This window comes from Psychroflexus longus (genome assembly GCF_020164595.1).
In the GTDB taxonomy this organism is placed as follows: domain Bacteria; phylum Bacteroidota; class Bacteroidia; order Flavobacteriales; family Flavobacteriaceae; genus Psychroflexus; species Psychroflexus longus.
Window position 1 is genome coordinate 129,176 of the sequence record NZ_JAIQZE010000004.1, and the last position, 26,407, is coordinate 155,582.

The window sequence follows — 26,407 nt, forward strand, 5'->3', positions numbered from 1 at the left end:
TAAAAAAATAATGAAGAAATATACAAGCATACACGACATTAAAAATTTAAACGAAGCTATTGAATCTGCTAAACAATTAAAGCAAAAGCCATTTCAATATGAAGCATTAGGAAGGCATAAAACCTTGGTGATGTTGTTTTTTAATTCCAGTTTGAGAACGCGTTTAAGTACTGAAAAGGCGGCTAAAAATTTAGGGATGGATGTTATGGTATTGAACGTAAACGATGCCTGGCAACTCGAATTTGAAGATGGGATGGTGATGGACACAAAAACATCTGAACATGTGAAAGATGCGGCAGAGGTGATTTCTCAGTACGCTGATGTGATTGCTGTGAGAGCTTTTCCTGGCTTGAAAAACAAGCAAGAAGATGAAGCAGAATTGGTTTTGAAAAGCTTTGTAAAATACTCTACTGTACCGGTCATTAACATGGAAAGTTCGACGGCGCATCCTTTACAGGCCTTGACAGATGCTATAACTATTTCAGAATTTAAAGAAAAAGTAAAGCCCAAAGTGGTATTGTCCTGGGCTCCTCATCCTAAAGCATTGCCCCAGGCCGTGCCAAACTCATTTGTGCAAATGATGCAGTTGATGCAAGCAGATTTTAGGATCACTCATCCAGAAGGTTATGAACTCAACCCTAAGATTACCAAAAACACGCCGATTTATTACGATCAGGAAGAAGCGGTCAAAGATGCTGATTTTGTTTACGTTAAAAATTGGAGTAGTTACAAGGACTATGGAAAAATATTGAGTCAGGATAAAAATTGGATGATGACCAGAGGCAAATTAGATAAGACGAAATTCATGCATTGTTTGCCCGTTCGACGAAATGTGGTGGCAGAAGATGCAGTTCTGGATAGTGAAAATTCGTTGATCATCCCTCAGGCCCACAACCGAACTTTTGCCGCTCAATGGGTCTTGAAACAAATTCTGGAACAGATTTAAATCTGGTTCCGAATAAACTTTAATAAGATCATTACAAAATGGAAACGCTAAAAATCATTAAAATAGGAGGGAACATCATCAATGATACTGGGGCTCTGCAGCAGTTTATCGAAGGTTTCTCAAAATTAAAAGGTTTAAAAATCCTGGTTCATGGTGGAGGAAATTCAGCTACAGAAACTTCTCAGCGACTTGGATTAGAAGTGAAAAAAGTAGAGGGTCGTCGTATTACAGATCAGGAGACGTTGGATGTGATTACAATGATTTATGCGGGTAAACTCAATAAAACGATAGTAGCTCAACTTCAAGCTAACGACTGTGATGCCTTTGGCTTGTCTGGTGCAGATGGAAATCTTATCCAGTCTGTTAAACGTCCAGTGACTTCAATCGATTATGGATTTGCAGGTGATATTGTTCAGGTTAATACCTCACTAATCGAAACTTTACTGAAGGAAGCAATTACTCCAGTGTTTTGTGCGTTGACCCACAATAAGCAGGGTCAATTGCTCAATACCAATGCAGATACTATCGCTTCAGAATTAGCGATAGCATTTGCTTCAACTTATTCAGTAGAACTCTTTTATTGTTTTGAAAGAAATGGGGTTTTAGCTGATATTTCCAATGATAATTCTGTTATAGATGCATTGGATTCTCAGGCTTATCAAACACTTTTTCAGCAAGGTAAAATTGCTGATGGCATGGTGCCGAAGCTCGACAATTGCTTTAGTGCTTTAAGAAAAAAAGTTACTAAAGTTTGTATCGGAAAACCCGAAATGATTTTTGATTCGAATTCAATTCACACAATACTTCAATTATGATCAAAGAACTGACACAAGACGCCATAGAACTTTTGAAGAGTCTTATTGAAACACCTTCTTTTTCAACCGAGGAAGACCAAACTGCAGCATTGATTGAACACTGGATGACTTCTCATGCTATTGAATTTAAGCGCCGAAAAAATAATGTCTGGTCTAATAGCAAATATTTTGACAAGAGTAAGCCTACGCTATTATTAAACTCACATCACGATACTGTTCAGCCTAATAAAGGCTATACCAAAGACCCCTTTAAAGCGAGTGTGGAAGACGGAAAGCTTTATGGTCTTGGAAGCAATGATGCCGGCGGATGTCTGGTTTCACTTTTAGCTACCTTCACCTATTTCTATGCTAAAGAAAATTTAGCTTATAACCTTGTGTTTGTTGCTTCTGCCGAAGAAGAAAACAGCGGTACAGATGGATTGAATTCTATGCTGGAGCATATCCCGAAAATCGACGTGGCCATCGTTGGAGAGCCCACCTTGATGAATCTGGCAATTGCCGAAAAAGGACTTTTAGTTTTTGATGCCACTATAAAAGGTAGGTCCGGGCATGCAGCACATCCCAATGACGATAATCCCATTTATAAAGCAATTCCAGTTCTGCAGTGGTTCAAAGATTTCAAATTTGAGAAGTCTTCACCAAGTCTTGGGGATGTAAAAATGACGGTAACGCAAATTAATGCAGGCGTTCAGCATAATGCTATCCCTTCAGAAGTGAATCTGGTAGTTGATGTTCGGGTGACTGATGCTTATTACAATGAGGAGATTGTAAAACTACTTCAGGAAAAATCACCTTGTGATGCGATTACTCCTCGAAGTACTCGGTTAAATTCTTCGGGGATCTCAAAAGATCACGCTTTGGTTCAGGCAGGGTTGAGTTTAGGAATGAAAACTTATGGATCGCCGACACTTTCGGATCAGGCGTGTTTATCGTGTCCATCGGTGAAATTGGGACCTGGAGACAGCAACCGCTCTCATTCTGCTGATGAATTCATTTATGTTGAAGAATTAGAACAAGGAATAGAAAAGTACATAAAGCTGCTTGACAAGGTTTTAAATAAGATAACGACTTTTTGAAGCATAATAGATATTAATAACGAAGTCAAAAACTTTTGCTTTCAAAAAATAAAAGTATGAAACTCTGGGATAAAGGATTAGACATCGATAAAAAAATTGAACAATTTACGGTTGGAAACGATCGTGAAATTGACATTCACATTGCCAAATATGACATTCAGGCTTCTGTAGCTCACGCCAAAATGCTGGAAAGTGTGGGGTTAATTTCGAAAGATGAACTTCAACTTTTGCAGCAACAATTCAAAGTGATGGCGGAGCAGGTCAAAAATGGCGAGTTCAAAATTGAGTCTCAATTTGAAGATGTACATTCCAAAATCGAATTTGAACTGATTCAAAAGTTAGGAGATGTTGGTCGAAAAATTCACACCGCAAGATCTCGAAACGATCAGGTTTTGGTGGCGTTGCATTTGTATTATCGGGAACAACTTCAGCAGATCAAAACATTGAGCAATGAGTTTTTTAAAACCTTACTCAATTTAGCCGAAAAATACAAAGACAAAGTCCTTCCAGGCTACACCCATTTGCAAGTAGCGATGCCTTCCTCGTTTGGCTTATGGTTTTCGGCCTATGCAGAACAACTTATCGATGATATGTATATGCTGGACGCTGCTATTAAGACGGTAGATCAGAATCCGCTGGGCTCTGCAGCAGGTTATGGAAGTTCATTCGCTATCAATCGAAATATTACTACTCGGGAATTGGGGTTCTCTACTTTAAAGTACAATGTAGTGGCGGCCCAAATGAGCCGGGGTAAAAGTGAACGAACCATTGCTTCGGTTTTAGGAAGCATTTGCAATACCTTATCTCGATTCGCCATGGATATTTGCTTGTATACCAGTCAGAATTTTGACTTTATCTGTTTTCCAGATCAGTTAACCACAGGAAGCAGCATCATGCCTCACAAAAAGAATCCGGATGTGTTTGAATTAATAAGAGGGAAGTCCAATAAAATTCAGGCACTGCACTTAGAAATGCTGTTGATTACCAATAATTTACCAAGCGGCTATCACCGGGATTATCAGCTTTTGAAGGAGAATATGATTTCAGGTATCCAGGAATGCACTTCTATTTTGGAAATCTTCAACTATTCCATTAAGCAAATACAGGTTAAAACTGTAGATATCAGAGATCCAAAATATTTGTACATGTATTCTGTAGACCAGATCAATGCTTTGGTCGAACAGGGGATAAGCTTTAGGGAAGCTTATCAAAAAATCAGCGAGCAAGTGCAATCTGGAACATACAAATCAGGACAATCCAAGCCTCATACGCACTCAGGAAGTATGGGTAATTTATGTCTGGAAGACATCAGGAAAAAGTTTCCAAACTAAAACAGAGTATTTCTAAGAAATGCTCTGTTTTATGTGTTAATAAAAAAGTCTAATCCTAATAAGGGTTAAATTCCCAAACGTAAAAGGGAAATCTTAAGGACATTTTTACCTAACTCAATGGCAATACCCTGGTTGATTTCTCTAGATAATTGTCGATTGGCCAATGTGGATGTTGGAAAAATTACGATTAGAGTCTTCAGGGTTACTGATGAAATCCGCTATAAAATCACCAACTTTTTCAGTGGTAATGCGCTCATGCTTCACACCAAGATCTGGAGTGGTAATACCTAATTTTAAAGACCTTTCTACAGCTTCTTTAACAGTTTCTGCTTCTTCAAACAATCCAAAATGTTCTAAAAGCATTGCTGCAGACAAGATAGCAGCAATAGGATTGGCAATGCCTTGTCCAGTTGCTTGTGGATATGAGCCATGTATGGGCTCAAACAGAGCATAATTTTTACCGATGGAAGCCGAAGGCAATAAACCAATAGACCCGCCGATGACACTCGCTTCATCGCTAATGATATCTCCAAACATATTTTCCGTTAGGATGACATCAAACTGTCTAGGATTTAATATCATTTGCATGGCTGCATTGTCGACGTATAGAAAGTCAAGAGAAACTTCAGGATAAGATTTAGCCAATTCAGTTACCTTTTTTCTCCAAAGTCGAGACGTATCCAGAACGTTAGCTTTATCAATCAAGGTTACTTTTTTCCGTCTTCCCATCGCTGCTTTGAAGGCGAGATGTGCAATTCGCTCTATTTCTTCCGCAGAATATTCACAAAGATCCGAAGCATAACTTCCATCTTCTTTAGTTTCTTTTTTCCCAAAATAAATGCCACCAGTCAATTCTCTGTAGATGCTAATGTCCACTCCTTTTATAAGATGCCTTTTCAAAGGAGAATGATCGAGAAGGGCTTCAAACGCTTTCACTGGCCTTACGTTGGCAAACAATTCCAGTTCTTTCCTCATCTTCAGTAAACCCTGTTCTGGCCTTACACTTCCCTCCGCATTATCGTACTTGGGATGACCTATAGCACCAAACAAAATGGCATCACTGGTTTTGCAAAGTTCCAAAGTTTCATCGGGTAGAGGACTTCCTGCTTTATCTATAGCCACCGCACCAATGTCAGCCTGCTTATAAGTAAATTTATGATCAAATTCCAGTGCAATAGCATTCAAGGCTTTTATAGCTTGAGTCGTCACTTCAGGTCCAATTCCATCTCCTGGCAATACTGCAATTTTCAATTCCATGTCTTTATAGTTATGATATATAATTATTTTTGGGCGTTCCCCCCTAATGCTTTGGGGGGGGGCGCGCCTTCACTACTCGCTTTTTTTCTTCAGAAAAAGAAAAAAAAAGAGCTCAAACAAACCGTTCAATCGCTAACGCGTGCTAATTCATTTCTATTTTCGAACAGTTCAATTTCAGCCCTTTTACTCACAAGAAAATCTATGTCATCGTAGCCATTCATAAGGCAAGTTTTTTTGTAGTTATCGATTTCAAAAAACTCATGACCTTCAAATGATGGTGAAGCTATATATTGATTTTCAAGACTCACTTCTATTTGAGTTTCTGGGTGTTCTTCAACAGTTTTTAGAAGTTTTTTTAAAAATTCAGGACTGACTTGCACAGGTAAAACCCCATTATTAAGAGCATTTCCCTTAAAAATATCTGCAAAAAAACTAGATACAATTACTTTAAAACCATAGTCACTAAGAGCCCAGGCAGCGTGTTCTCTACTCGAACCGCAACCAAAATTGTGACCAGCGATTAATATTTTTCCACTATAGGTAGAGTCATTTAATACAAAATCTTTGTCCTTACTTCCATCCTTATGATATCTCCAATCTTTAAACAGATGTTCGCCAAAACCTTCTCTATCCGTAGCTTTTAGAAATCGCGCAGGTATAATTTGATCTGTATCTATATTTTCAACAGGCAAAGGGACCGCTCGAGAATTTATGCTTATAAATTTTTCCATACTAATTCAAATGTGTAGTAATATCAATTATTTTTCCTTCTATGGCAGTAGCTGCAGCAAGTAGTGGACTTGCTAAAAGTGTTCTAGACCCTTGACCTTGTCGTCCTTCAAAGTTTCTATTGGATGTAGAAACACAATATTCGCCAGCTGGGATTTTGTCATCGTTCATGGCTAAGCAGGCGCTACAGCCAGGTTGACGTAACTCAAATCCGGCTTCAGTGAAAATAGTTTTTAGACCTTCAGCTTCAATTTGTTGCTCCACTTGTCTGCTTCCTGGTACTAGCCATGCGGTTACATTTTTAGCTTTTTTCTTGCCTTTTATGTATTCAGCAGCCACTCTAAAATCTTCTATTCTTGAATTGGTACAACTTCCGATAAACACATAATTGATGGGTTTATGAATCAAAGATTCTCCTTTTTTGAAATCCATATATTTCAGTGATTTCTCGAGTGAAGAATCATTTTGATCAGGTATAAAACCGTTTATTTTTATTCCCATTCCAGGATTAGTTCCAAACGTAATCATGGGTTCAATATCTTCAGCATCAAACGTATATTCCTTGTCAAATTTAGCATCTGAATCTGTAGGCAAACTTTTCCAATTGTCTAGTTGGTTTTCCCATTCCTGTCCTTTTGGAGCAAATTTTCTGCCTTTCACATAGTCAAAAGTTGTCTCATCCGGAGCGATGATTCCACCACGTGCTCCCATCTCAATACTCATGTTGCAAACGGTCATCCTTCCCTCCATGGACATGTTTTCAAAAACATCCCCTGCATATTCACAGAAGTAACCAGTTCCAGCATTGGTACCGATTTGAGATATAATATATAGAATCACATCTTTGGGAAGTACCCCTTTTTTGAGTTTACCATTGACCTTTATTCGCATACTTTTTGGTTTGGTTAACAACAAACATTGACTAGCAAAAACCTGAGCTACCTGACTAGTACCAATCCCAAAAGCTATACTTCCGAATGCTCCATGGGTAGACGTGTGAGAATCCCCACAAACAATTGACATACCTGGTTGCGTTATGCCTAATTCTGGAGCCATAACGTGAACGATTCCATTGTATTTATGCCCTAATTCGTATAACTGAATTCCATGTTTTTCGCAATTTTCAGATAGTTGAGATAACTGCTTTCTGGACAATTCATCTTTTATAGGCAGGTGTTGGTCTTTGGTAGGCGTATTATGGTCTGCTGTTGCTAAGACTTGCTGAGGTCTGAAAATCGGTAACCCCCTTTTTTCCAGTTCATTGAAAGCCTGAGGACTGGTGACCTCATGTATTAAATGTTTGTCGATGTATAAGATTTGCGGACCATCTTCAATCGTATGAACCACGTGAGCATCCCATACCTTATCAAATAATGTTTTACTCATAAATTTTTGCTTAAGCAGATTTTATTTCTCTGTACACCTTACTGGTCTCAACGATTTGATGAATGTCACTATCATTGACATCTTTGCATTTATCAGCAAAATTCAGGAAATTAAGATATACTTCATCCAATTGTAATTTAGTTAGATCATAACCTGCATTTTTAGCTTTGTAAGCCAAAGCGGCTCTGCCACTTCTTGCAGTAAGCACAATAGCCGATTCTGTAACGCCAACATCAGCTGGGTCTATAATTTCGTAGGTATCTCTTCTTTTGATGACACCGTCCTGATGAATTCCAGAACTGTGCGCAAAGGCATTAGCTCCAACAATAGCCTTATTGGGTTGAGGAGAAATCCCCATGTGCTTTGTAATCAACTGGCTCATATGGAACAAACGTTTTGTATTGATATTAGTGTCACAATCTAGATAAGGATGTTGTTTCAAAATCATGACAACTTCTTCTAAAGCTGTATTTCCTGCGCGCTCACCAATTCCATTAATAGTACATTCTACTTGTCCAGCACCATTAATGATAGCTTCTATTGAATTCGCTGTGGCTAGTCCAAGATCGTTATGACAGTGACAAGAAATTGTCGCTTTATCTATATCTTTTACATTATCCTTAAGATATTTAATTTTAGCCCCATATTCACTTGGTAAACAGTATCCAGTAGTATCAGGAATATTCAAAACTGTAGCGCCAGCTTTTATGGCAACCTCGCAGACTTTAGCTAAGTAAGCATTATCGGTTCGACCTGCATCCTCAGCGTAAAATTCTACATCTTCCACAAAGGTTTTGGCATATGAAACTGCATCAAAAGCACGTACCAGGATTTCTTCCCGATTCGATTTAAATTTATATTTGATATGAGAATCCGAAGTACCGATACCAGTATGAATTCTTGGTTTTCGAGCGTAAGTAAGTGCTTCAGCAGCTACTTTTATATCGTTTCTAACCGCTCTGCTTAGTCCACATACAGCTGCACTTTTCACAATTTTTGAAATTCCTACAACAGAATTGAAATCTCCCGGACTGGAGACTGGAAACCCTGCTTCGATGACATCTACACCCAGCTCATCAAGTTCTCTGGCGATGATGAGCTTTTGCTCGGTATTCAATTTACAGCCTGGAACTTGTTCACCATCTCTTAAAGATGTATCGAAAATATCAATTTTTTGATGTGACATATTAAATTTATTTATATGTTTCCACTTCAAAACTACCAAGGCTTTTAGCTTTTGAATAACGACTTTCTGAAGGTTTTACGATGTTCAAGATTAAATTATTTATTTAAAAAACTGATAATCAAATATTTAAAATGAAATTTCATCGATGATTAGAGATCAAAAAGACAATTTATTTTCGTTGATTAAGTCTTTAACTAAATCAGAAAAGCGTCAATTCAAACTTTATGTAGGACGAATTGAAGGTAATGTGGATGCCAAATTTTTGAATTTATTTAATTTTTTGGATAAGGCTCCACGCTATAGTGAAAAAGAAATTTTGAATACAGGTTTTGTAAAAAAACAACAACTTCCCAATGTAAAGGCACATCTCTACAAGCAAATTTTAATTAGCTTAAAGTTGAATCCTTTACATCAAAATATACGCTCTCAAATAAGGGAACAAACAGAATTTGCTACTATCCTTTATCACAAAGGACTTTATAAGCAAAGCTTAAAGATTCTCGATAAGGTCAAGGAAATTGCTTTTACCCACGAAGAAAAAAATTTGGTGTATGAAATTGTAGAATTAGAAAAACTTATTGAGTCTCAGTATATAACCAGAAGTATAGAGAGTAGGGCAGACGACTTAATAGATCAGTCCAATGCAATAAGCGAACTCAACGTTATTGCTAGCAAACTTTCTAATCTTTCTTTGAAATTGTACAGCATTATACTTAAGTCTGGTTATGTAAAAAGCAATCAGGAAAAAAATGAAATTCTTGAGTATTTTGATTCTAATTTACCAGATTTCAACATTAAGGACCTCGGTTTCAGAGAAAAGCTTTGGCTATATAATTCTTACTTATGGCTTAATTTTTTAGTTCAGGATTTTAGCAACTGCTATAAATATTCCAAAAAATGGGTTGAATTGTTCACAGACCATCCCAGGATGATTTCCTTAAATCCTGTTTGGTATCTTAAAGGGAATCAATATTTATTGGAGTCATTGTTTTACATACAAGATCATAAGCGTTTTGAATCCACCATGGAATCTTTGGAACAAAACATCCAAAGCAAATCTTTCCCGAAAGATGATAACATCGAAGGTTTAGTATTTCTTTATCTCAATACAGATAAGTTGAACTTATGTTTTATGAGAGGCCTTTTTCATGATGGATTGGAGCTAGTGGATGGTATTTTGAAAGGTATAAAACGCTTTAGAGACAGGATAGATGAACATCACATTATGGTATTTTACTATAAAATAGCCAGTTTATACTTCTGTGTAGGAAATAATAAAGAATGCATTAAATATTTGAAACTCATCATTAATAATAAATCTCTTACTATGAGAGAAGACTTGATGTGCTTTTCCAGGATTTTAAATCTTTTCGCCCATTATGATGCAGGAATGGATTATCATTTTGATACTCATCTTCGGAGTACCTACAAGTTTCTTTTGAAAATGAATGAATTGAATGAAGTCCAGACAGAAATCATCAATTTCATGAAGGCTTTGCCAGATGTTTTTCCTCATGATGTTAAGTCAGCTTTTAAAGAAATTTTAGAAAAGCTCAAAAAGTATGAAGACGATCCCTACGAACGCAGAGCCTTTTTATACCTGGATATCATTTCCTGGCTGGAAAGTAAAATTAATAATATTCCAGTAGATCAGGTGATCCGAAATAAATTTTTAGAAAAAAATGAAAAAGCTTAGTTCCTTTTTAAACTCTAAAATTCTATTTCCCTGGTAAAGGTTTGCTCAAGGCAGATAAAGGTCTCCGTTCTGGCTACACCATCAATAGTTTGAATTTTATTACTCAAGACTTCGGTAAGGTGTTTATTGTCACGACAAATCACTTTGACCAATAGAGAGAAATTACCAGTCGTATAATTACACTCCACGACTTCTTCGATTTCAAGTAAAGATTGACTCACAGTTTTGTATATATTGGCTTTGTTGAAATAAATTCCGATAAAGCTCTGCGTTTGATATCCTAATTTATAGGTATCTATAACACTCTTAGATCCAGTTATAATCTTCTGTTCCTCAAGCTTTTTCAAACGTAAATGAACTGCTGTAGGACTCATATTGCATTCGTTCCCAATCCATTTTAAGGAGGCTTTAGCGTCCTTACTTAAAATATTTAAGATTTTTCTGTCCGTTTGGTCTATCATCTTTATAATTTTTAGTAATACGCAATATTAAAATTTATTTTTAATATTTTAAAGATTTATGTTGATTCACATTAAGTAATATCCCTTATTTGCTTTAAATAATTCAAATAAAGTTATCATGTGTGGAATATTTGTAGCCATCGAAAGTGCAAAGTCTAGTCAATTTTTAATTGATGAGTTCATGAAGATCAAACATCGTGGACCTGATTCATCAGACTTTAAAGTGATTAAGGAAAACACCTATTTTGGGTTTCATCGTTTAGCCATTAACGGCTTAACCCCAATGGGTAATCAACCAATGTACAAAAATGGAGTATGGCTAGTGGCCAACGCAGAGATTTTTAATTATTTAGAATTAGCTGAAAAATACGGTATCGAATTAGAAACAGGATCTGATTGCGAGATACTTATTGAGCTTTATCAAAAAGTGGGTGAGGAAAAAATGCTGGAAGAGATTGATGGGGAATTTGCTTTTGTTTTATACGATGAAACAAAAGATATTTATATCGCAGCAAGGGATCACCTTGGCGTCAGAGGAATGTATATAGGTCAGGATGATGCAGAAGTTTATTTTTCTTCAGAAAGTAAAGCTATTGCATTTACTAAGCATTTAGATCAATTTCCTCCAGGACATTACTGGAATTCAAAGACAGATAAGATCGCACCTTATTTTATTCATGAATATTCGATTTCAGCTTTAAGTGAAAATGAATATTGCCAAAAAATAAATGAATTACTGACTACCTCAGTTGAAAAACGAATGATGAGTGAAAGACCACTTGGATGTCTTTTGAGCGGAGGTTTAGACAGTAGTTTGGTAGCCGGTATTTTATCTCGAAAATTAAAAGAAAAAGGAAAACAGCTAGAAACCTTTTCTATTGGTTTGGAAGGAAGTCCTGATATTACTGCCGCTCAAAAGGTAGCTGACCATATCGGTAGCAAACACCATAGCATTACTTGTACCGAGCAAGATTTCCTGGATGAATTAGAGCACACCGTGTATATGTTGGGAAGTTACGATGTCACGACGATTCGTGCTTCAGTTGGACATCAACTAGTCGCTAAATACGTGAGAGATCATTCTGATGTAAAAGTTCTCTTCTCCGGAGAAACTGCCGATGAATTTGGGTCTTACCTATACTTCCAAAATGCACCAGATTCTGAAAGTTTTCAACAAGAATCCATAAGATTGCTTAAAGATATTCAGTTTTTTGACATGAAACGTGGAGATCGTTCCATTTCCAACGCTGGGTTAGAAGCGAGAGTTCCATTTGCTGATAAGGCCTTCGTCAAATTCTTCATGTCGATTCCAGCAGAACTCAGAATGTTCTCTGATCAAAAAATAGAAAAATATCTGATTAGAAAAGCCTTTGAAGGTGAAGACTTGATTCCAATTGAAGTGTTATGGAGACGTAAAAACGGATTTTCTGATAGTGTGAGTAGCAAGAAAAAATCCTGGAGTGAAGTCATCAAAGATCATGTTGAAACCTTGGTTTCTGATGAGGAATTTGAGGCTAAAAAATTCGACTTTACACCAGAACCACCTTCAAAAGAGGCTTACTTTTATCTTAAAACTTTTGAAAAAACTTATGGTTCTCACTTTCAGTTGACACCTTACCAATGGTTACCAAAATGGTGTGGCGATGTTAAAGATCCATCTGCCAGAGTACTTGAAATTTATCAAGCCGATTAGCCCTTTACAATTTCATCTTTTGAAAACAGCCTGTTATTGAAGCAGGTTGTTTTTTTAGTTTGAAAGCTTGCTAGCCTTCTTCAATAAAGCTTTTGCAACAGCTTCAGCACAGCGTTCACCATCAATCGCTGCCGAAACTATGCCACCTGCATAACCTGCACCTTCTCCGCATGGATATAAACCAGATAACTCCGGATGTTCCAGTGAATCATCATTTCTTGGAATTCGGACAGGAGAAGAGGTACGAGATTCTGGTGCTAAAATTACCGCATCTGGATGATCAAAACCCTTCATTTTTTGAGTGAATTTTTTGAAGCCCTCGCGTAATCGTTTGGTCATGGCTTTTGGAAAAATGGCATCCATTTCTACAGAAGTCGTTCCCGGCTGATAGGAGTTTTTGGGGATAGAAACCGATTTACGTTTAGCAATAAAATCCTGAAGTCGTTGAGCAGGCACATTTTGAGTTTCACCTGCCAGTAGCCAGCATTTCTTTTCTATAGCTTCCTGAAATTTCAATCCCCGTATAGCTCCAAATTGTTGAAAATCAACTAATTCCTCGTCATCGACAGTTACGACAATCCCTGAATTGGCATAAGGGTTATTTCGCTTGGAAGGCGACCAGCCATTGGTTACGACTTCACCTGGAGTGGTAGCGCAGGGCGCTATGATACCACCCGGACACATGCAAAATGAGTACACGCCTTTGTTATCCACTTGTTCTACAAGACTATAAGCAGAAGGCGGAAGATACTTACCTCGATCTGATTTTTTATACAGAATTTCATCAATTAAAGCTTGAGGATGCTCCACACGAACGCCCATCGCAAAGGTTTTGAACTCAATTTTTATTTTTCTGTCATATAATAGATAGAAAATATCTCTAGCCGAATGTCCTGTTGCTAAAATACAAGCTTCAGCTAAAATTTCTTTTTCATCATTCACTTGAATTCCTTTGAACTGATTTTCTTCGATAAGAAAGTCAGTTAGCTTGGTTTCAAAATGAATTTCACCACCACATTCGATGATTTTATCCCGCATTTTGGTGATGATATCCGGTAATTTATTGGTTCCAATATGAGGGTGAGCATCCACTAAAATGTCTTCACTTGCACCATGTTCTACGAATGTGAGTAATATTTCTTTGATTGTTTTTTTATTGCCGGAACGCGTGTAAAGTTTCCCATCAGAATAGGTGCCGGCTCCGCCTTCACCAAAGCAATAATTGGACTCAGGATTCACTAAATGTTCTTTATTGAGCTTAGCTAGATCTCTTCGTCTGGATCTCACGTCTTTTCCACGTTCGATCACGATAGGTTTTAAGCCCTTTTCCAGAAGCTTTAAAGCGGCAAAAAGTCCTGCTGGTCCGCTCCCCACAACTAAAACTTTTGGATTTTCATCAGAAACTTGATGGTATTCTTTTTTAGTAGGAGTTGGCCAAATTACTGATTCATCTTTAAGGAAATAAGCAATTCTCAACTGGTATTTAATTTGTTTGGCCCTGGCATCAATCGATCGTTTCTGGATTTTGAATTCCGAAAGCTGATTTTTAGAAATACAAATGTGTTTGGCTAAAGCTTTTTTTAGTTCTTCAGGATGACGAGCTACTTCAGGAGTAACTCTTATATCGGTATAATGTGGTGTTGATGACATGAGATCAAATATGTTGCAAATGTAGCTAATTCATTACTGAAATAGTATTCTGAATTAGGTTGCTAAACTAAAAATGCCCTCTTTGGTAGAGGGCATTAAGAATAATATCGAAATTGATTTTGAGATTAATTGAGATGTTTGACTAATAGCTCAGCTACTTTCTCTGAAGATCCGGGATTTTGACCTGTGATTAAATTTCCATCTTCTACAGCGTAAGCTTGCCAATCTTCAATTTTAGAGTAGACACCTCCATTTTCAATTAGCATGTCTTCGAGTAAGAAAGGCACCACTTCTGTCAATTGGACTGCATCTTCTTCCTGATTGGTAAAGCCAGTGACTTTTTTACCTTTCACAAGTGGTTCTCCATCTGTGTTTTTTGGATGTTTTAGCACTGCTGGAGCATGACATACAAAAGCAGTTGGTTTTTTGCTGGCATTGAAATCTTCAATAAGCTTTATAGAAGTTTTGTCTTCTACAAGATCCCAAAGGACTCCGTGACCACCAGGATAGAATACTGCATCGTAGTCAGATTCTTTGACATCCTCCAATTTGTGAGTGTTTGCTAATAAAGTTTGAGTTTCTTTGTCCATATCAAAACGTTCAGTCGCTTTGGTTTGAGCATCTTCAGTTTCAGAATTGGGATCAATTGGTGGTTGACCTCCTTTTGGTGAAGCAAGAGTGATATCAAAACCTTCATCTTTTAATTTGTAATAAGGCGCAACGAATTCTTCAATCCAGAATCCTGTTTTGTTGCCTGTATCTCCTAGTTTATCGTTACTTGTAATAACAAAAAGTATCTTTTTCATCATGAATTATTTTTAAACAAATTTATAGCTTTAGATACATCTTAAATTCCTTTTAAGTAAAGCTTAGACTTAAAAAATGTTAATCCCTCGTTGAGGGTTTTATTCTCAGATCTTCTGGTCGAAATCCTAAGGTAATTGCTTTGCCAATCTCGTGGTTTTGCCTCGAAGTAATAAATTCTAAAGGCATTAAGTTAGCAGCATCAAATTCAGAAAAAAAATGAATCATAGATATTTATGAAATTAATATTGATCTTGGGCGGGCTTGCTTATTTTTGAATTTAATTATTTTAAGACTTAGCTTATGACCAATAATGATGTTATACGAAGATTGCGTTACACTTTTGAATACACCGATTCCAAAATGATTTCTTTTTTCAAATTAGGAGGAGTTGATGTGACTAGGGCAGAGGTAAGTGGTTGGCTAAAGTCTGATGAAGATGAAGCTTTTGTGGAGTTGGAGGATAAAATGCTGGCGGTGTTTTTGAATGGACTTATCATTAATCATCGTGGAAAAAAAGAAGGACCTCAACCTGAAACTGAGACGTATTTAAACAATAATGATGTGCTTAAAAAGCTCAAAATCGCTTACGAACTCAAATCTGAAGATATCATTGAATTATTTCAATTGGCTGGAAAAAAAGTGAGTAAACATGAACTGAGTTCTTTTATGCGTCGTCCCACACAGCCACAGTATAGAGAATTAATGGATCAATATCTGAGAAATTTCCTTTACGGACTTCAGTTAAAACAGAAATCTAAATAAGGTATTCTGATTTTAATTCAGATTAAAATCAAGCGATAAGTTGAGTCTAGTTTTTAAATGCACTTACTGTCACCAATAACTGACCGACGTGACGCTGACTATGTTCCGCGGCATGAAACAAAACGCCAAGTAGAGTAGAGGGCATTTCTTTTCTACCAACACTTCTGTAATCTGTCAGTTTTTGAATTTCAATACCTTTAAAATAAAGTAAGGCTTCGTCAATTTTAGTTTCCAGATGAAACAATAAATCTTCCAGTTGGATATCCTGATTTGGTTTTCCTTCTTGTTTTAAATACTCAAATTGAATTTCTGAAAGTGATTTCTGATCGGCGTAAGTCAACATTCTATCGATCACACCAGCGATATGCTGAAGATGAAATCCAACGTTTGCCCGACCATGAGGCATTTCCCATAGCAAACTCTCATCAAAATCTTTGGTGTACATTCGAGCTTCAAGACGGGTTTGAAGCAAAGCATGCGCTGCAGGTTGTAACAAGGCAGGAATGCCATCAACTGGACCTCTTAACCAATATTCTGGTACAGAACTAGCCATTGATTTCCTTTTGAAATTTTATATACAATGCTTCCACTTTTGTTCTGGCCCAAGGGGTTTTTCGAAGAAATTTTAGACTAGATTTAATGGATGGGTTATCTTTAAAACAGCGAATGTTAATTCGTTCTCCAAGTCCTTCCCATCCATAAAAAGCTTCCAAATCAATTAAGATTTGCTCCAAAGTCATACCGTGTAAGGGGTTATTCTTTTGAGTTTCCACAGATCGTTATTTTAGCGTCTTGGCTTGCTGGTATTTTGTCTGGAATTATTTGATCTAGCACTACTTGGTTTGTTACTAGATGATCTGGAGTTTCCAGAACGCGAGCTAGATTGTGGTTTTCTACCCCGTTGTTGAGGATTGAAGGGTTTCGTAGAGGCATTAGGATCTGGTTCAAATCCTTCCAAAATATCCATCGGAATTTTATTTCCAATCAACTTTTCGATATCTTTCAAGAATACAGTCTCATCTGCACTTACCAATGAAACAGCAAGTCCACTAGCTCCAGCTCTTCCAGTTCTCCCAATTCTGTGCACGTAGTCTTCAGAAACGTTAGGCAATTCGAAGTTGACAACGTAAGGCAATAGAGGGATATCAAGTCCACGAGAGGCAATGTCTGTGGCGACAAGCACTTTTACGCTTCCATCTTTAAATCCAGCCAAAGCTTTGGTTCTGGCCCCTTGGCTTTTATTACCATGAATGGCTGCAGCTCCAATTTTTGCAGACTCCAGTTTTTTTGCCAATTTGTTAGCACCGTGTTTGGTTCTAGCAAACACAAGGACTTGCTCCCAGTTTCCTTCAGAAATCAATTTGATCAACAAGTCTGTTTTTTTCTCTTTAGCCACTCTGTATACCTGCTGTTCAATAGCTTCAACAGTCGTATTTTCTGGAGTGGATTCTACAGAAACAGGATCTTTCAAGAATTCACTGGAAAGTCTTCTGATCTCTTTAGAGAAGGTAGCCGAAAATAAAAGTGTCTGTCTTTTCTTAGGAATCAATCCCATGATTTTCTTGATGTCTCTTAAAAATCCCATGTCCAGCATGCGGTCGGCTTCATCAAGCACAAGAATTTCAACTTTAGACAAGGATAAAAGGCCTTGGTTGTTTAGATCGATAAGACGACCAGGTGTTGCGATCAGTACATCAACTCCATTTCTTAAAGTCGATACTTGTGATTTTTGATTGACTCCGCCAAAAATAACTGTAGATCGTAAGTCCACAAACCGACTGTAATCTTTTACGTTTTGATGGACCTGAGCGGCCAGTTCACGTGTTGGCGTCAAAATCAAAGCTCTTACAGGTCGATTTCTTAAAGGTGGAGTTTGAGATAATAGTTGAAGCATTGGCAAGGTAAAACCTGCAGTTTTACCAGTTCCGGTTTGTGCCGAAGCCAAAACGTCTTTTCCTTCCAAAACGGGAGGAATCGATTTTGCTTGTATAGGTGTTGGTGTTTCGTATCCTTGCGCGCTTACAGCTTTCACAAGGTCTTCAGAGAGTCCTAATGACTTAAATGACATAGAGTGTTTTTTTGAAATGACAGTCTATGGTTATCAGAGGTCATTTCTTTATTAAGCCGCAAAGGTAAGCTTTATTCCTTCAATAAGTTTTCAATTGATAAAAGAGAGGCTTCTAACCACATATTCTTGGATTTTTCTTGCTATTTTTCTGAATTTAATCAAGTTAACTTATTGATGATCAAAAATCTATAAATGAAATCCCAATGCCAATTGTGGTCTGTTTATGGTTGTAATCTATCAAAGTTTCGCCATACCCAGTGAATGCCTGGAAGTGAAATCTAAGGTTCGATTTCACAGAATAAAGGTAATTGAGTTCAAAACTTCCTCGGTTTTCACTAAAATTCAGGCTATTTTTTCCAATTAGATACAGGCTATGTTTGCCTTTATGGTATATGATATTGGCTTCCATTCTTCCCATATAATCACTGATGGCTGGATTATCATCCTTGTCCGGACTCTCAATTCTTATCCAGGGTTTTAGGTATAACTGAAAATTATCTTTTTCAAAGGCGGCGTGAAACATCAATCGGTTCCAACTTCTGGACCGGGGTAAATCCCTACCATTGGATTGATGGTTGAAAGCAAAACCAGCCATTCTCAAATCCACTCCAAATAAATCGATCTTCATAGGAAAATTGACAATCAGTTCTGGTTCATAATTTAGCTCTCTGAATGGTCTTGATACGGGATCGTTATACACCTGCCAGTTGGCCAGTTGAGTATAACCAAGCCATAAATCGCCATGTCCAAAAAGAAAAGATTGCAATAGTTTCGTCTTTAAACTCAGTTGAAATTTTGCCTCCACCTGATCATAATTCTGAGCTTCATCAAAACTATTATCTGGATTTTCACTCTGCGGTAGCTCATTTGGATCGCTGGACCAGCGTGCTGGTAACACATAAATCGGCTTATAGAAAGTTAGTTTAAAGGTTCCATTCTTATGTTCATCATCCAGTTCCCAACGTTCTGACAGTGATTTTTCAATGATTGCATCTTCTCCAAAAATTGATTGTGCCGATAAAAATTGACTAATGAAGGTGAAAATGACAATGCTAATGAATTTCATATGAGATTTGATTACGTACAAAAATAGACGAAGGTCATCTAAACAAGCCGTTTTTAACATTTAAAGTCAAATAATTTCAGAGGTTATCCCAAGATTTCAAAATCGACAAAGCTCAATATTAAACCATAAAAAACCTTTAATTTTAAATTTTAAAAATAGCAGAAATTTGAATTGGTTTAAAACTTACTTCTATAAAGTTCTGGGGCCTTTGGGTTTTATTGCAATCCAATTCATGGATCCTCCCAATGACCTTTCCCAAAGTGGTTTTAACCTTCTGGCAATAACATTTTGGATGGCGATATGGTGGCTGACAGAAACTATTCCTATTTCAGTCACCGCCTTATTGCCAATCGTTCTTTTCCCTTTACTTGAGGTCCTTTCTATCGGAGAAACGACACAGCAATACGGGCACAAATATGTGTTTCTTTACATTGGCGGTTTCATTTTGGCAATTGGAATAGAACGCTGGAATCTCCACAAGAGGATTGCATTACAGATTATTAAATTAATTGGATCTAAAGCCTCATACCTTATTTTAGGATTTATGTTAGCCACCGCTTTTTTGTCGATGTGGATTTCCAATACAGCTACCACGGTGATGATGTTGCCCATCGCTATTGCTATTGCCAACCAAATTCAGAACCAAAATCTTGAAGATTCTCAACGAAGTGACTTGTTTTCTAAAGCGCTGATGCTCTCTATTGCTTATAGTGCCTCTATCGGCGGTATTGCAACACTTATAGGGACACCCCCAAATCTTGTATTTGCTGGAGTTTTAGAAAATACTTACGGAATTAGAATCAGCTTTTTTGAGTGGATGAAATTTGGGTTTCCCGTTTCCTTATTTCTATTATTCATTTGCTGGAAGTATTTGACCTCTTTCGCTTTCAAATTAAATCAAGTGAAATTCAGTGGTGGTAAAGAAGAAGTACATACCATGCTATCAAAACTTGGAAGACTTTCGTATGAAGAAAAATGGGTGGGCATAGTTTTTATGATTGCTGCTTCAGGCTGGATATTTAGAGGTTTATTGGAAACGGTTTTGGTTGGAATCGATGACACAATTATCGCTATAAGCGCTGCAATTCTTTTGTTTTTGATTCCCGCGAAAAAAGGTAATCGGAAGCTATTAACCTGGGATGAAGCCGTGAAAATTCCATGGGGAATTATTATTCTATTTGGTGGAGGAATGGCTTTAGCCAAAGGTTTTGTAGAAACTGGTTTGGCCAATTGGATAGCCAGTCAGATCACTATTTTTCAAGGAGTTAGCATCATTGTATTAGTGTTGATAATTACTGCAATGGTCAATTTCCTGACAGAAGTGACTTCCAATCTGGCCACCACAGCTATGCTTCTGCCTATTTTGGCCCCCGTTGCTTTGAGTTTTGATGTTCATCCGTATATATTGATGATAGCCGTTACACTCTCTGCTTCCTGTGCTTTTATGTTGCCTGTGGCTACGCCGCCAAATGCAATTGTATTTGGCGCTAAGTATTTAAAAGTCTCAGATATGGCAAAAAACGGTTTCCTACTGAATTTGATTTCTATTTTGATTATTACATTGGTGGTTTATTTCTATATGCCTTATGTTTTTGAATTAGAAACTCTTGCATTTCCTGATATTTTGAAATAAAATATTTTTTACTTATTCTATTCATACATCGAATAATCGATTATAGAGTCGAATTCCTAATAGTTTGATTTACAAAAATTCGTTTATGATAGTAGCTATCATTAAGATGTCGAAATTTCTAGAGGAAAAAAAAGAGCACAATGCTCCAGACATAAGAATAACCCTAGGGAAAGAAATTTGATAGTAGAAAAACAAATTTTTAGATTTCTTGATTTATCTTTATCTTGAGTAGGCAGTTTAGTGAATATGGATTTAAATTGTTCTAGTAAGTATAGCCTAGTTTAATTATATTTAGTTTCATCTAAATCATAAAGAAAATAACTTTCATCTTACATTTATACTTAGAAATTATGAATATCAGAACAACTACTATTGCATTTTTATTGATGAGTTTTACACTTTTAGCTCAAACTGATTTGGAAGTTTTAGAACAGTCGCCAAGACATCACGAATGGGTAGAACTCGATAATGAAGGAAAGACGCTTTATAATTTTGTGGTTTATCCTGAAGTGTCTGAAAAAGCTAAAGTATTTATCGTGATACACGAAAATCGTGGTCTCAATGACTGGGCGAGACGCTTTGCTGATGAATTAGCTGAAAAGGGATATATAGCTGTTGCACCAGATTTATTATCGAGCACTTCAGAAAAGATTTCAAAAACCAGCGACTTCGAAAATTCTGATGCGGCCAGAATAGCACTTTATGATTTGGATCCGAAGCAAGTTACCTCAGATTTAGATGCTGCTTTCGATTATGCTAAATCTATTGCCGCCGGCACTGGTGAAGTTTCGGTTATTGGGTTTTGTTGGGGCGGTTCTCAAAGTTTCAGGTATGCGACTCATAACTCAAATTTGGAAGAAGCTTTTGTCTTTTATGGAACTGCTCCAACAGATATGAAAGATCTTGTGAAGATTGAAATCCCTGTATATGGATTTTATGGAGGAAATGATGCCAGAGTTAATTCCACAATTCCAAAGACAGAGCAACAAATGAACACCTTAGGTAAATTTTATTCCTACAATATTTACGAAGGTGGCGGACATGGTTTTATGAGAAGTGGAGCTCAACCAGAAGCTTCAGAAGAAAATAAACAGGCTCGGGAAAAGGCCTGGAGAGATTTACTAGAAATTTTGAATTAAATAAAATCCATTTTAAAACAGGATATTATCTACTTAAACTCACATCATGAATAAGATATTTTTATCACTTATTTTAAGTTTAACTTTTTTCACAACTCATGCGCAATCCCCTTCAGAAATTATAGATTCCTTTTTTGAAGCTTTGAATTCTAAAGATCATGCCAGTTTGGAAAAACTATGCTTGGACAATCTGCAACTTCATAGCATAAAACTCGGTGAGGAAAATAGTGTGACAACTCAAACGCTCAATGGTTTTATTAACGGTATAAAATCAATTCCTGAAGAGACTAAAATTTTTGAAAAAATAATATCCAAAGAATCTTTGCTTACTGAGCATCTGGCCCAATTTACTTTGCCTTATTCCTTTTACGTCAACGACAAATTATCGCATTCTGGAACTAATGTGATCACTCTTTTGAAAACGAACGAAGGCTGGAAGATCAGTTATATCGCAGATACAAGAAATAAATCCTAGCAAGGATTATAATTTTATAATTTTATAAGATTGATTATTTGTAGCCCCTTTAACTTTAAAGAGATAAACACCAGCAGACCAACCGGACATATTGATTCTAGTTCGTCTATCGTTTATACTATACGTATCCTTCAATCGTCCTCGTATTGTATAAACTTCAAGAGTTTGATTGTCTCTAAATCCTTCATTGATCACCGTTGTAAATTGATTGACTGGATTTGGTGAAATAGTCAATTTGGATTCATCTGTAACAACTTCTGTACTTAGGTTACTTTCTTGATATACTCTAACGTAGTCTATTTCCATGGCACTTTCTGTAAAGCCAGATTCGATACTCGGCTCAATGGCAGTATTCAGTAGAATATACTGATCTTTGTCAAATGGCCAGGTATTATCATTTTTTACTGTTGGATTGTAAGTGTAATGTACATCACCATCGACAGAAAACACCATCCTATCTTCATACCATTCTAAAGTGTAAGTATGAAATTCAGTTGAAGCTGTTGGTACGATCTGTCCAGCAGTATTAATTGTTCCGCCAAAACTTGATGGTGTATGTAATGCGCTCGACACATAATTTTGATAATCTCCCCAGTGTTCCATAATGTCAATTTCACCACAAGCAGGCCATGGAGTTGTTCCAAAACCTTCATTACTCCAATATGCGCCAGTTTCTGTTATATTTTTACCAAGCATCCAGATCGCTGGCCAGGTTCCAACGCCTGTAGGTAATTTTGCTCTCACTTGCACTTTTCCATACGTAAAGGCGAACTTAGAATTTAATCTGGCAGAAGTGTATTGTTTCGTGACACCTTGATCGGTAAACGTTTCTTTTTTTGCTACAAGATACATTTTCCCATTTTCAACATATGAATTATCTGTACGGTCTGTATAATGTTGTATTTCACCATTAAACCATGAGCCTCCCTGAGGTAATCTGGTTTGATGAAACCACTTTTCAGAATTTAAAGGTTGATTGTTTCCAGTGGTGTTGAATTCATCAGACCAGACCAATTGATCATAAACTGGATCATTTGGATTGCCTGGAGTAGTTGGATCTTCGCCACCATCAAAATAAAAATTATCTATGTAAGCTGTAACTTGGTCGTTATTATTTTCACCATTGACCTGCAAGACCACACGGTTAAAATCAATTCTGCTTAGTGGATCTGGTGAGTTACTATTATAGTTGATATACTCATCTGTAGCAAAATCAAACGTAATGGTTTGCCAATTATTAAGTGAAACTGATTTAATGATTTCGGTCTGAGTTCTCCAAGGCTCACCTTGATTTCTATTCTGAAGTTTTAATGAGATTTGATTCGGCTGATTACCTGTGATACTTGAACCCGGAATATAAATCATCAACTCAAACGGAGTGTCTTCTTCTAAAATTATTGGCCTTGAGGTATCAAAATATATGTTGGCATATAAGCCTGTGCCATTATCTACATATTTTAAGGCTGTTTCTGAAGTGTTTTGAGAAAATGGTAAAGGATTGTCGGCATCTAAAGTCATAACTACATCCTCTGCATTCCATGTTATAGTGGAATTACCTTCAAAATCGTCTTGCAAAATTTGAGAAAATGAACTAGAACTTATTATAACAAATAATGAAAAAAGTAATATTCTATTCATAACATATTTTTTTTTGCAATATAACCTTACTAAAGCTTATAAAATTAAAGGAACTTGTTAAAAGATAGAAGGTGAAAGGTTTATGAAATTTAGAAATTGAAAGGGTTTCACTATATTTAATGTCAATTTAAAATTTAAACACTATGAAAAAAATAATTATTTTTTTAGGATTTGTCTTGCCATTTCTTGGATGGAGTCAAGTTGATTTAACTTATCAACAACCCCATGAAGATATTATGGAGTTGGCCAATGTCCCAATGACACCCTCTATGAGTATCACGCCAGAGGGAGATAAAGCAGTTTTGATTTATCGCAATCAATACAAAACCATCGAAGAATTGTCTGAAGACGAATTGAGACTAGCAGGATTACGAATTAATCCTAAAACCAATATTTCAAGTCGCACCCGATTTTATACCGACCTAAAACTTTTTGACCCACAACAAAAGGAGGAGCAAGTCATAAACGGCTTACCCAATAACCCTAAAATATCAAATATCAGCTGGTCGCCAGAATATAATTACATTGCTTTTACCCACACCACCGATACAGGAAATGAATTATGGGTTATCGATTACAAAAAGAAATCGGCGAATAAGTTAACCTCTGCAATAGCTAATGGAAATATGGGAACAACCTTAAGATGGTTTCCAGATGAATCAGCGCTTTTGGTAAAGACTCTACCAAGTGATAGACCCGATTTAATCAACACCGGGCTTAAAGTACCAACCGGGCCAACGGTTTCAGTAAACGAAGCGGGAGTAGAAGCGCAAAACAGAACCTACCAGGATCTTTTAACTAACAAAGATGATGAGCTTAACTTTGAAGTCTTAGCAACTTCTGAGATCCATAAAGTTGACTTGAAAGGCAACAAAAGTCTTTGGAAGCCTGCAGCAATGTATGGCAGCATGTACTTTTCTCCTGATGGAAACTACGTCATGCTATCTGAAATCAAAAAGCCTTTCTCCTACATTGTGACTTACGGAAGGTTTCCAACTTCTTACAATATTTATAAATCAGATGGAGACTTAGCTTATTTTGTAGCTGATATTCCACTAATTGAAGAACAACCTAAAGGCTTCATGTCTACAAGAACAGGCCCTCGTAATATGTCTTGGAGAAACGATCATCCAGCAACTCTGGTCTGGGTAGAAGCTTTGGATGAAGGAGATGCCAACAAAGAAGTAGACTACAGAGATGAGGTTTATCAACTTGAAGCTCCTTTTGATGGAGATAAAGACGTATTAGCTAAAACTAAATTACGCTACTCCGGAATTACCTGGGGAGATGACGAAACAGCGATTTTAAGAGAATACTGGTGGAATACAAGAACTTCTAAAACCAGTATTTTTAATCCTTCACAGCCGGATCAGGCGCATGTAGTGTTCAACGAACGCAACTATCAAAACACTTACGACGATCCAGGTGATTTCGTAACTACCAAAAATAAATTTAATGAATCAGTACTTCAGATTTTGAAAGGAAAACTGATTTTGACTGGCGCTGGATATTCTGAAGAAGGAAAATATCCTTTTGTTGATGAATATGACCTAAAGTCCAAAAAGACAAAACGTGTTTTTCAGGTGGAAGAATCTGAATATTTAGAGTCTTTTGTAGATATGATTGATGCTAAAAAAGGACTTATCCTTACTCGACTTGAAAGCAGTAATCAGTATCCAAATTATTACTTCAGAAATTATAAAAAAGGAAATTTAGAGCAAATTACAGACTTTCAGAATCCTTTTGAAGCGCTTCAAAATGTTCACAAAGAGATTATTACTTACAAAAGAGATGATGGTTTAGAGCTTTCGGCTACTTTGTATTTACCTGTAGATTATGAAGAAGGCAAGAAATATCCTATGATCATGTGGGCGTATCCACGTGAATACAAAGACAAGAACTCTGCATCTCAAGTGACCTCAAGCAGTAAAGAATTCACTTATCCTTACTACGGTTCGCCTATTTACTGGGTGAATAGAGGTTATGTGGTTTTGGATGATACTGCCTTCCCAATTATTGGCGCAGGAGAGGATCAGCCCAACGACACTTTTGTAGAACAACTTGTTGGTAATGCCAAAGCTGCTATAGATGCTGTGGATGAAATGGGATATATCGATAGAAATAAAGTGGCTGTCGGCGGACATAGCTATGGAGCTTTTATGACTGCCAATTTGTTGTCCCACTCCGATTTGTTTGCAGCTGGAATTGCCAGGAGCGGTGCTTATAACAGAACCTTAACTCCGTTTGGATTCCAGTCCGAAGAGCGTAATTACTGGGAAGCTCCAAGTCTATACAACACCATGTCTCCATTTATGAATGCACACAAAATGAAGACACCTTTGTTATTGATTCACGGACAAGCCGATAATAATTCTGGAACTTATCCTATGCAAAGCGAGCGTTATTTCAATGCCCTCAAGGGTCTTGGAGCTCCAGCGAGATTAGTGATGTTGCCAAAAGAAAGCCATGGCTATGCTGCCAAGGAAAGCATTATGCACATGTTGTGGGAACAAGACCAATGGCTCGAGAAGTACGTTAAAAACAGAGATTTGGAGCAGTAGAATTTCTTCTGATTTCGATTTTAGAAAAGACT

The 26,407-nt window shown here is 36.9% G+C and carries 24 protein-coding genes; 11 read left to right on the top strand and 13 right to left on the bottom strand.

From position 1 onward, the window contains the following. Positions 1 to 10 precede the first annotated feature (10 nt). From LB452_RS05590 to argH, 4 genes are read left to right on the top strand one after another with little or no spacing between them, the layout of a single operon-like run. The gene (locus LB452_RS05590; RefSeq protein WP_224460747.1) at positions 11 to 946 is read left to right on the top strand and encodes a Rossmann-fold NAD(P)-binding domain-containing protein; all 936 of its coding nucleotides are present in this window, start codon (positions 11 to 13) and stop codon (positions 944 to 946) included. A 38-nt stretch (positions 947 to 984) separates the two neighbouring features. Further along, positions 985 to 1,761: an acetylglutamate kinase gene (argB, locus tag LB452_RS05595; RefSeq protein WP_224460748.1), complete on the top strand. Its 777-nt coding sequence runs from the start codon at positions 985 to 987 to the stop codon at positions 1,759 to 1,761. Next, a complete protein-coding gene (locus tag LB452_RS05600) occupies positions 1,758 to 2,837 on the top strand; it encodes a M20 family metallo-hydrolase (protein ID WP_224460749.1) in 1,080 nt (359 codons plus the stop codon). The genes argB and LB452_RS05600 overlap by 4 nt, the downstream gene beginning before the upstream one ends. Positions 2,838 to 2,893: 56 nt before the next feature. Continuing rightward, the gene (gene argH, locus LB452_RS05605) at positions 2,894 to 4,168 is read left to right on the top strand and encodes an argininosuccinate lyase (protein ID WP_224460750.1); all 1,275 of its coding nucleotides are present in this window, start codon (positions 2,894 to 2,896) and stop codon (positions 4,166 to 4,168) included. A 141-nt stretch (positions 4,169 to 4,309) separates the two neighbouring features. Here the strand turns inward: argH and leuB are convergent, their stop codons facing one another. The 4 genes from leuB to LB452_RS05625 all read right to left on the bottom strand — a co-directional run bounded on the left by leuB (position 4,310) and on the right by LB452_RS05625 (position 8,726). Then, positions 4,310 to 5,425 (bottom strand): 3-isopropylmalate dehydrogenase, encoded by a 1,116-nt coding sequence (leuB, locus tag LB452_RS05610; RefSeq protein ID WP_224460751.1) that lies wholly within the window; start codon positions 5,423 to 5,425, stop codon positions 4,310 to 4,312. Positions 5,426 to 5,550: 125 nt separating this feature from the next. Then, entirely contained in the window at positions 5,551 to 6,156 is a 606-nt protein-coding gene (gene leuD / locus LB452_RS05615; protein ID WP_224460752.1) for a 3-isopropylmalate dehydratase small subunit, read from the bottom strand. 1 nt (position 6,157) lies between these two features. Then, positions 6,158 to 7,540, bottom strand: a complete 1,383-nt coding sequence (gene leuC, locus LB452_RS05620; RefSeq protein ID WP_224460753.1) for a 3-isopropylmalate dehydratase large subunit — start codon at positions 7,538 to 7,540, stop codon at positions 6,158 to 6,160. Positions 7,541 to 7,550: 10 nt separating this feature from the next. Next, positions 7,551 to 8,726 (bottom strand): 2-isopropylmalate synthase, encoded by a 1,176-nt coding sequence (locus LB452_RS05625; protein ID WP_224460754.1) that lies wholly within the window; start codon positions 8,724 to 8,726, stop codon positions 7,551 to 7,553. Between the two features lie 145 nt (positions 8,727 to 8,871). Here LB452_RS05625 and LB452_RS05630 point away from each other — a divergent pair, with 145 nt between their 5' ends. Further along, entirely contained in the window at positions 8,872 to 10,422 is a 1,551-nt protein-coding gene (locus LB452_RS05630) for a hypothetical protein (protein WP_224460755.1), read from the top strand. Positions 10,423 to 10,436: 14 nt separating this feature from the next. Here LB452_RS05630 and LB452_RS05635 read toward each other — a convergent pair whose 3' ends face one another. Next, complete coding sequence (locus tag LB452_RS05635) at positions 10,437 to 10,883, bottom strand: Lrp/AsnC family transcriptional regulator (RefSeq protein ID WP_224460756.1); 447 nt, start codon at positions 10,881 to 10,883, stop codon at positions 10,437 to 10,439. A 118-nt stretch (positions 10,884 to 11,001) separates the two neighbouring features. Between LB452_RS05635 and LB452_RS05640 the strand changes: the two genes are divergently transcribed. Further along, entirely contained in the window at positions 11,002 to 12,576 is a 1,575-nt protein-coding gene (locus tag LB452_RS05640; protein WP_224460757.1) for an asparagine synthase-related protein, read from the top strand. 54 nt (positions 12,577 to 12,630) lie between these two features. Here LB452_RS05640 and LB452_RS05645 read toward each other — a convergent pair whose 3' ends face one another. From LB452_RS05645 to LB452_RS05655, 3 genes are all read right to left on the bottom strand, one after another. Then, entirely contained in the window at positions 12,631 to 14,226 is a 1,596-nt protein-coding gene (locus LB452_RS05645) for an NAD(P)/FAD-dependent oxidoreductase (protein WP_224460758.1), read from the bottom strand. Positions 14,227 to 14,351: 125 nt separating this feature from the next. Then, on the bottom strand, positions 14,352 to 15,032 hold the full coding sequence (locus LB452_RS05650; protein ID WP_224460759.1) for a type 1 glutamine amidotransferase domain-containing protein: 681 nt from the start codon (positions 15,030 to 15,032) through the stop codon (positions 14,352 to 14,354). A gap of 79 nt (positions 15,033 to 15,111) precedes the next feature. Then, a complete protein-coding gene (locus tag LB452_RS05655; RefSeq protein ID WP_224460760.1) occupies positions 15,112 to 15,258 on the bottom strand; it encodes a hypothetical protein in 147 nt (48 codons plus the stop codon). A gap of 75 nt (positions 15,259 to 15,333) precedes the next feature. Between LB452_RS05655 and LB452_RS05660 the strand changes: the two genes are divergently transcribed. After that, positions 15,334 to 15,795: a YehS family protein gene (locus LB452_RS05660; protein WP_224460761.1), complete on the top strand. Its 462-nt coding sequence runs from the start codon at positions 15,334 to 15,336 to the stop codon at positions 15,793 to 15,795. Positions 15,796 to 15,841: 46 nt separating this feature from the next. On the opposite strand, the gene LB452_RS05665 is transcribed toward LB452_RS05660, so the two are convergent. The 4 genes from LB452_RS05665 to LB452_RS05680 all read right to left on the bottom strand — a co-directional run bounded on the left by LB452_RS05665 (position 15,842) and on the right by LB452_RS05680 (position 18,929). Beyond that, positions 15,842 to 16,348 (bottom strand): DinB family protein, encoded by a 507-nt coding sequence (locus LB452_RS05665; RefSeq protein WP_224460762.1) that lies wholly within the window; start codon positions 16,346 to 16,348, stop codon positions 15,842 to 15,844. Continuing rightward, complete coding sequence (locus tag LB452_RS05670; RefSeq protein ID WP_224460763.1) at positions 16,341 to 16,568, bottom strand: VF530 family protein; 228 nt, start codon at positions 16,566 to 16,568, stop codon at positions 16,341 to 16,343. The genes LB452_RS05665 and LB452_RS05670 overlap by 8 nt, the downstream gene beginning before the upstream one ends. Before the next feature lie 11 nt (positions 16,569 to 16,579). Further along, entirely contained in the window at positions 16,580 to 17,863 is a 1,284-nt protein-coding gene (locus tag LB452_RS05675; protein WP_224460764.1) for a DEAD/DEAH box helicase, read from the bottom strand. A 178-nt stretch (positions 17,864 to 18,041) separates the two neighbouring features. Further along, positions 18,042 to 18,929 carry a phospholipase A gene (locus LB452_RS05680; RefSeq protein ID WP_224460765.1) on the bottom strand — a complete coding sequence of 296 codons (888 nt, stop codon included), beginning with the start codon at positions 18,927 to 18,929 and terminating at the stop codon, positions 18,042 to 18,044. A gap of 166 nt (positions 18,930 to 19,095) precedes the next feature. Here LB452_RS05680 and LB452_RS05685 point away from each other — a divergent pair, with 166 nt between their 5' ends. The 3 genes from LB452_RS05685 (at position 19,096) to LB452_RS05695 (ending at position 22,176) form a co-directional block, all read left to right on the top strand. Further along, positions 19,096 to 20,562: an SLC13 family permease gene (locus LB452_RS05685; protein WP_224460766.1), complete on the top strand. Its 1,467-nt coding sequence runs from the start codon at positions 19,096 to 19,098 to the stop codon at positions 20,560 to 20,562. A 350-nt stretch (positions 20,563 to 20,912) separates the two neighbouring features. Further along, entirely contained in the window at positions 20,913 to 21,701 is a 789-nt protein-coding gene (locus LB452_RS05690; protein ID WP_224460767.1) for a dienelactone hydrolase family protein, read from the top strand. Positions 21,702 to 21,747: 46 nt separating this feature from the next. Continuing rightward, on the top strand, positions 21,748 to 22,176 hold the full coding sequence (locus tag LB452_RS05695; protein ID WP_224460768.1) for a DUF4829 domain-containing protein: 429 nt from the start codon (positions 21,748 to 21,750) through the stop codon (positions 22,174 to 22,176). Positions 22,177 to 22,182: 6 nt separating this feature from the next. On the opposite strand, the gene LB452_RS05700 is transcribed toward LB452_RS05695, so the two are convergent. Next, positions 22,183 to 23,814: a family 16 glycosylhydrolase gene (locus LB452_RS05700; protein ID WP_224460769.1), complete on the bottom strand. Its 1,632-nt coding sequence runs from the start codon at positions 23,812 to 23,814 to the stop codon at positions 22,183 to 22,185. Positions 23,815 to 23,957: 143 nt separating this feature from the next. Between LB452_RS05700 and LB452_RS05705 the strand changes: the two genes are divergently transcribed. Further along, positions 23,958 to 26,375, top strand: coding sequence for an alpha/beta hydrolase family protein (locus tag LB452_RS05705; protein WP_224460770.1), 2,418 nt, complete (start codon positions 23,958 to 23,960; stop codon positions 26,373 to 26,375). Positions 26,376 to 26,407 lie beyond the last annotated feature (32 nt).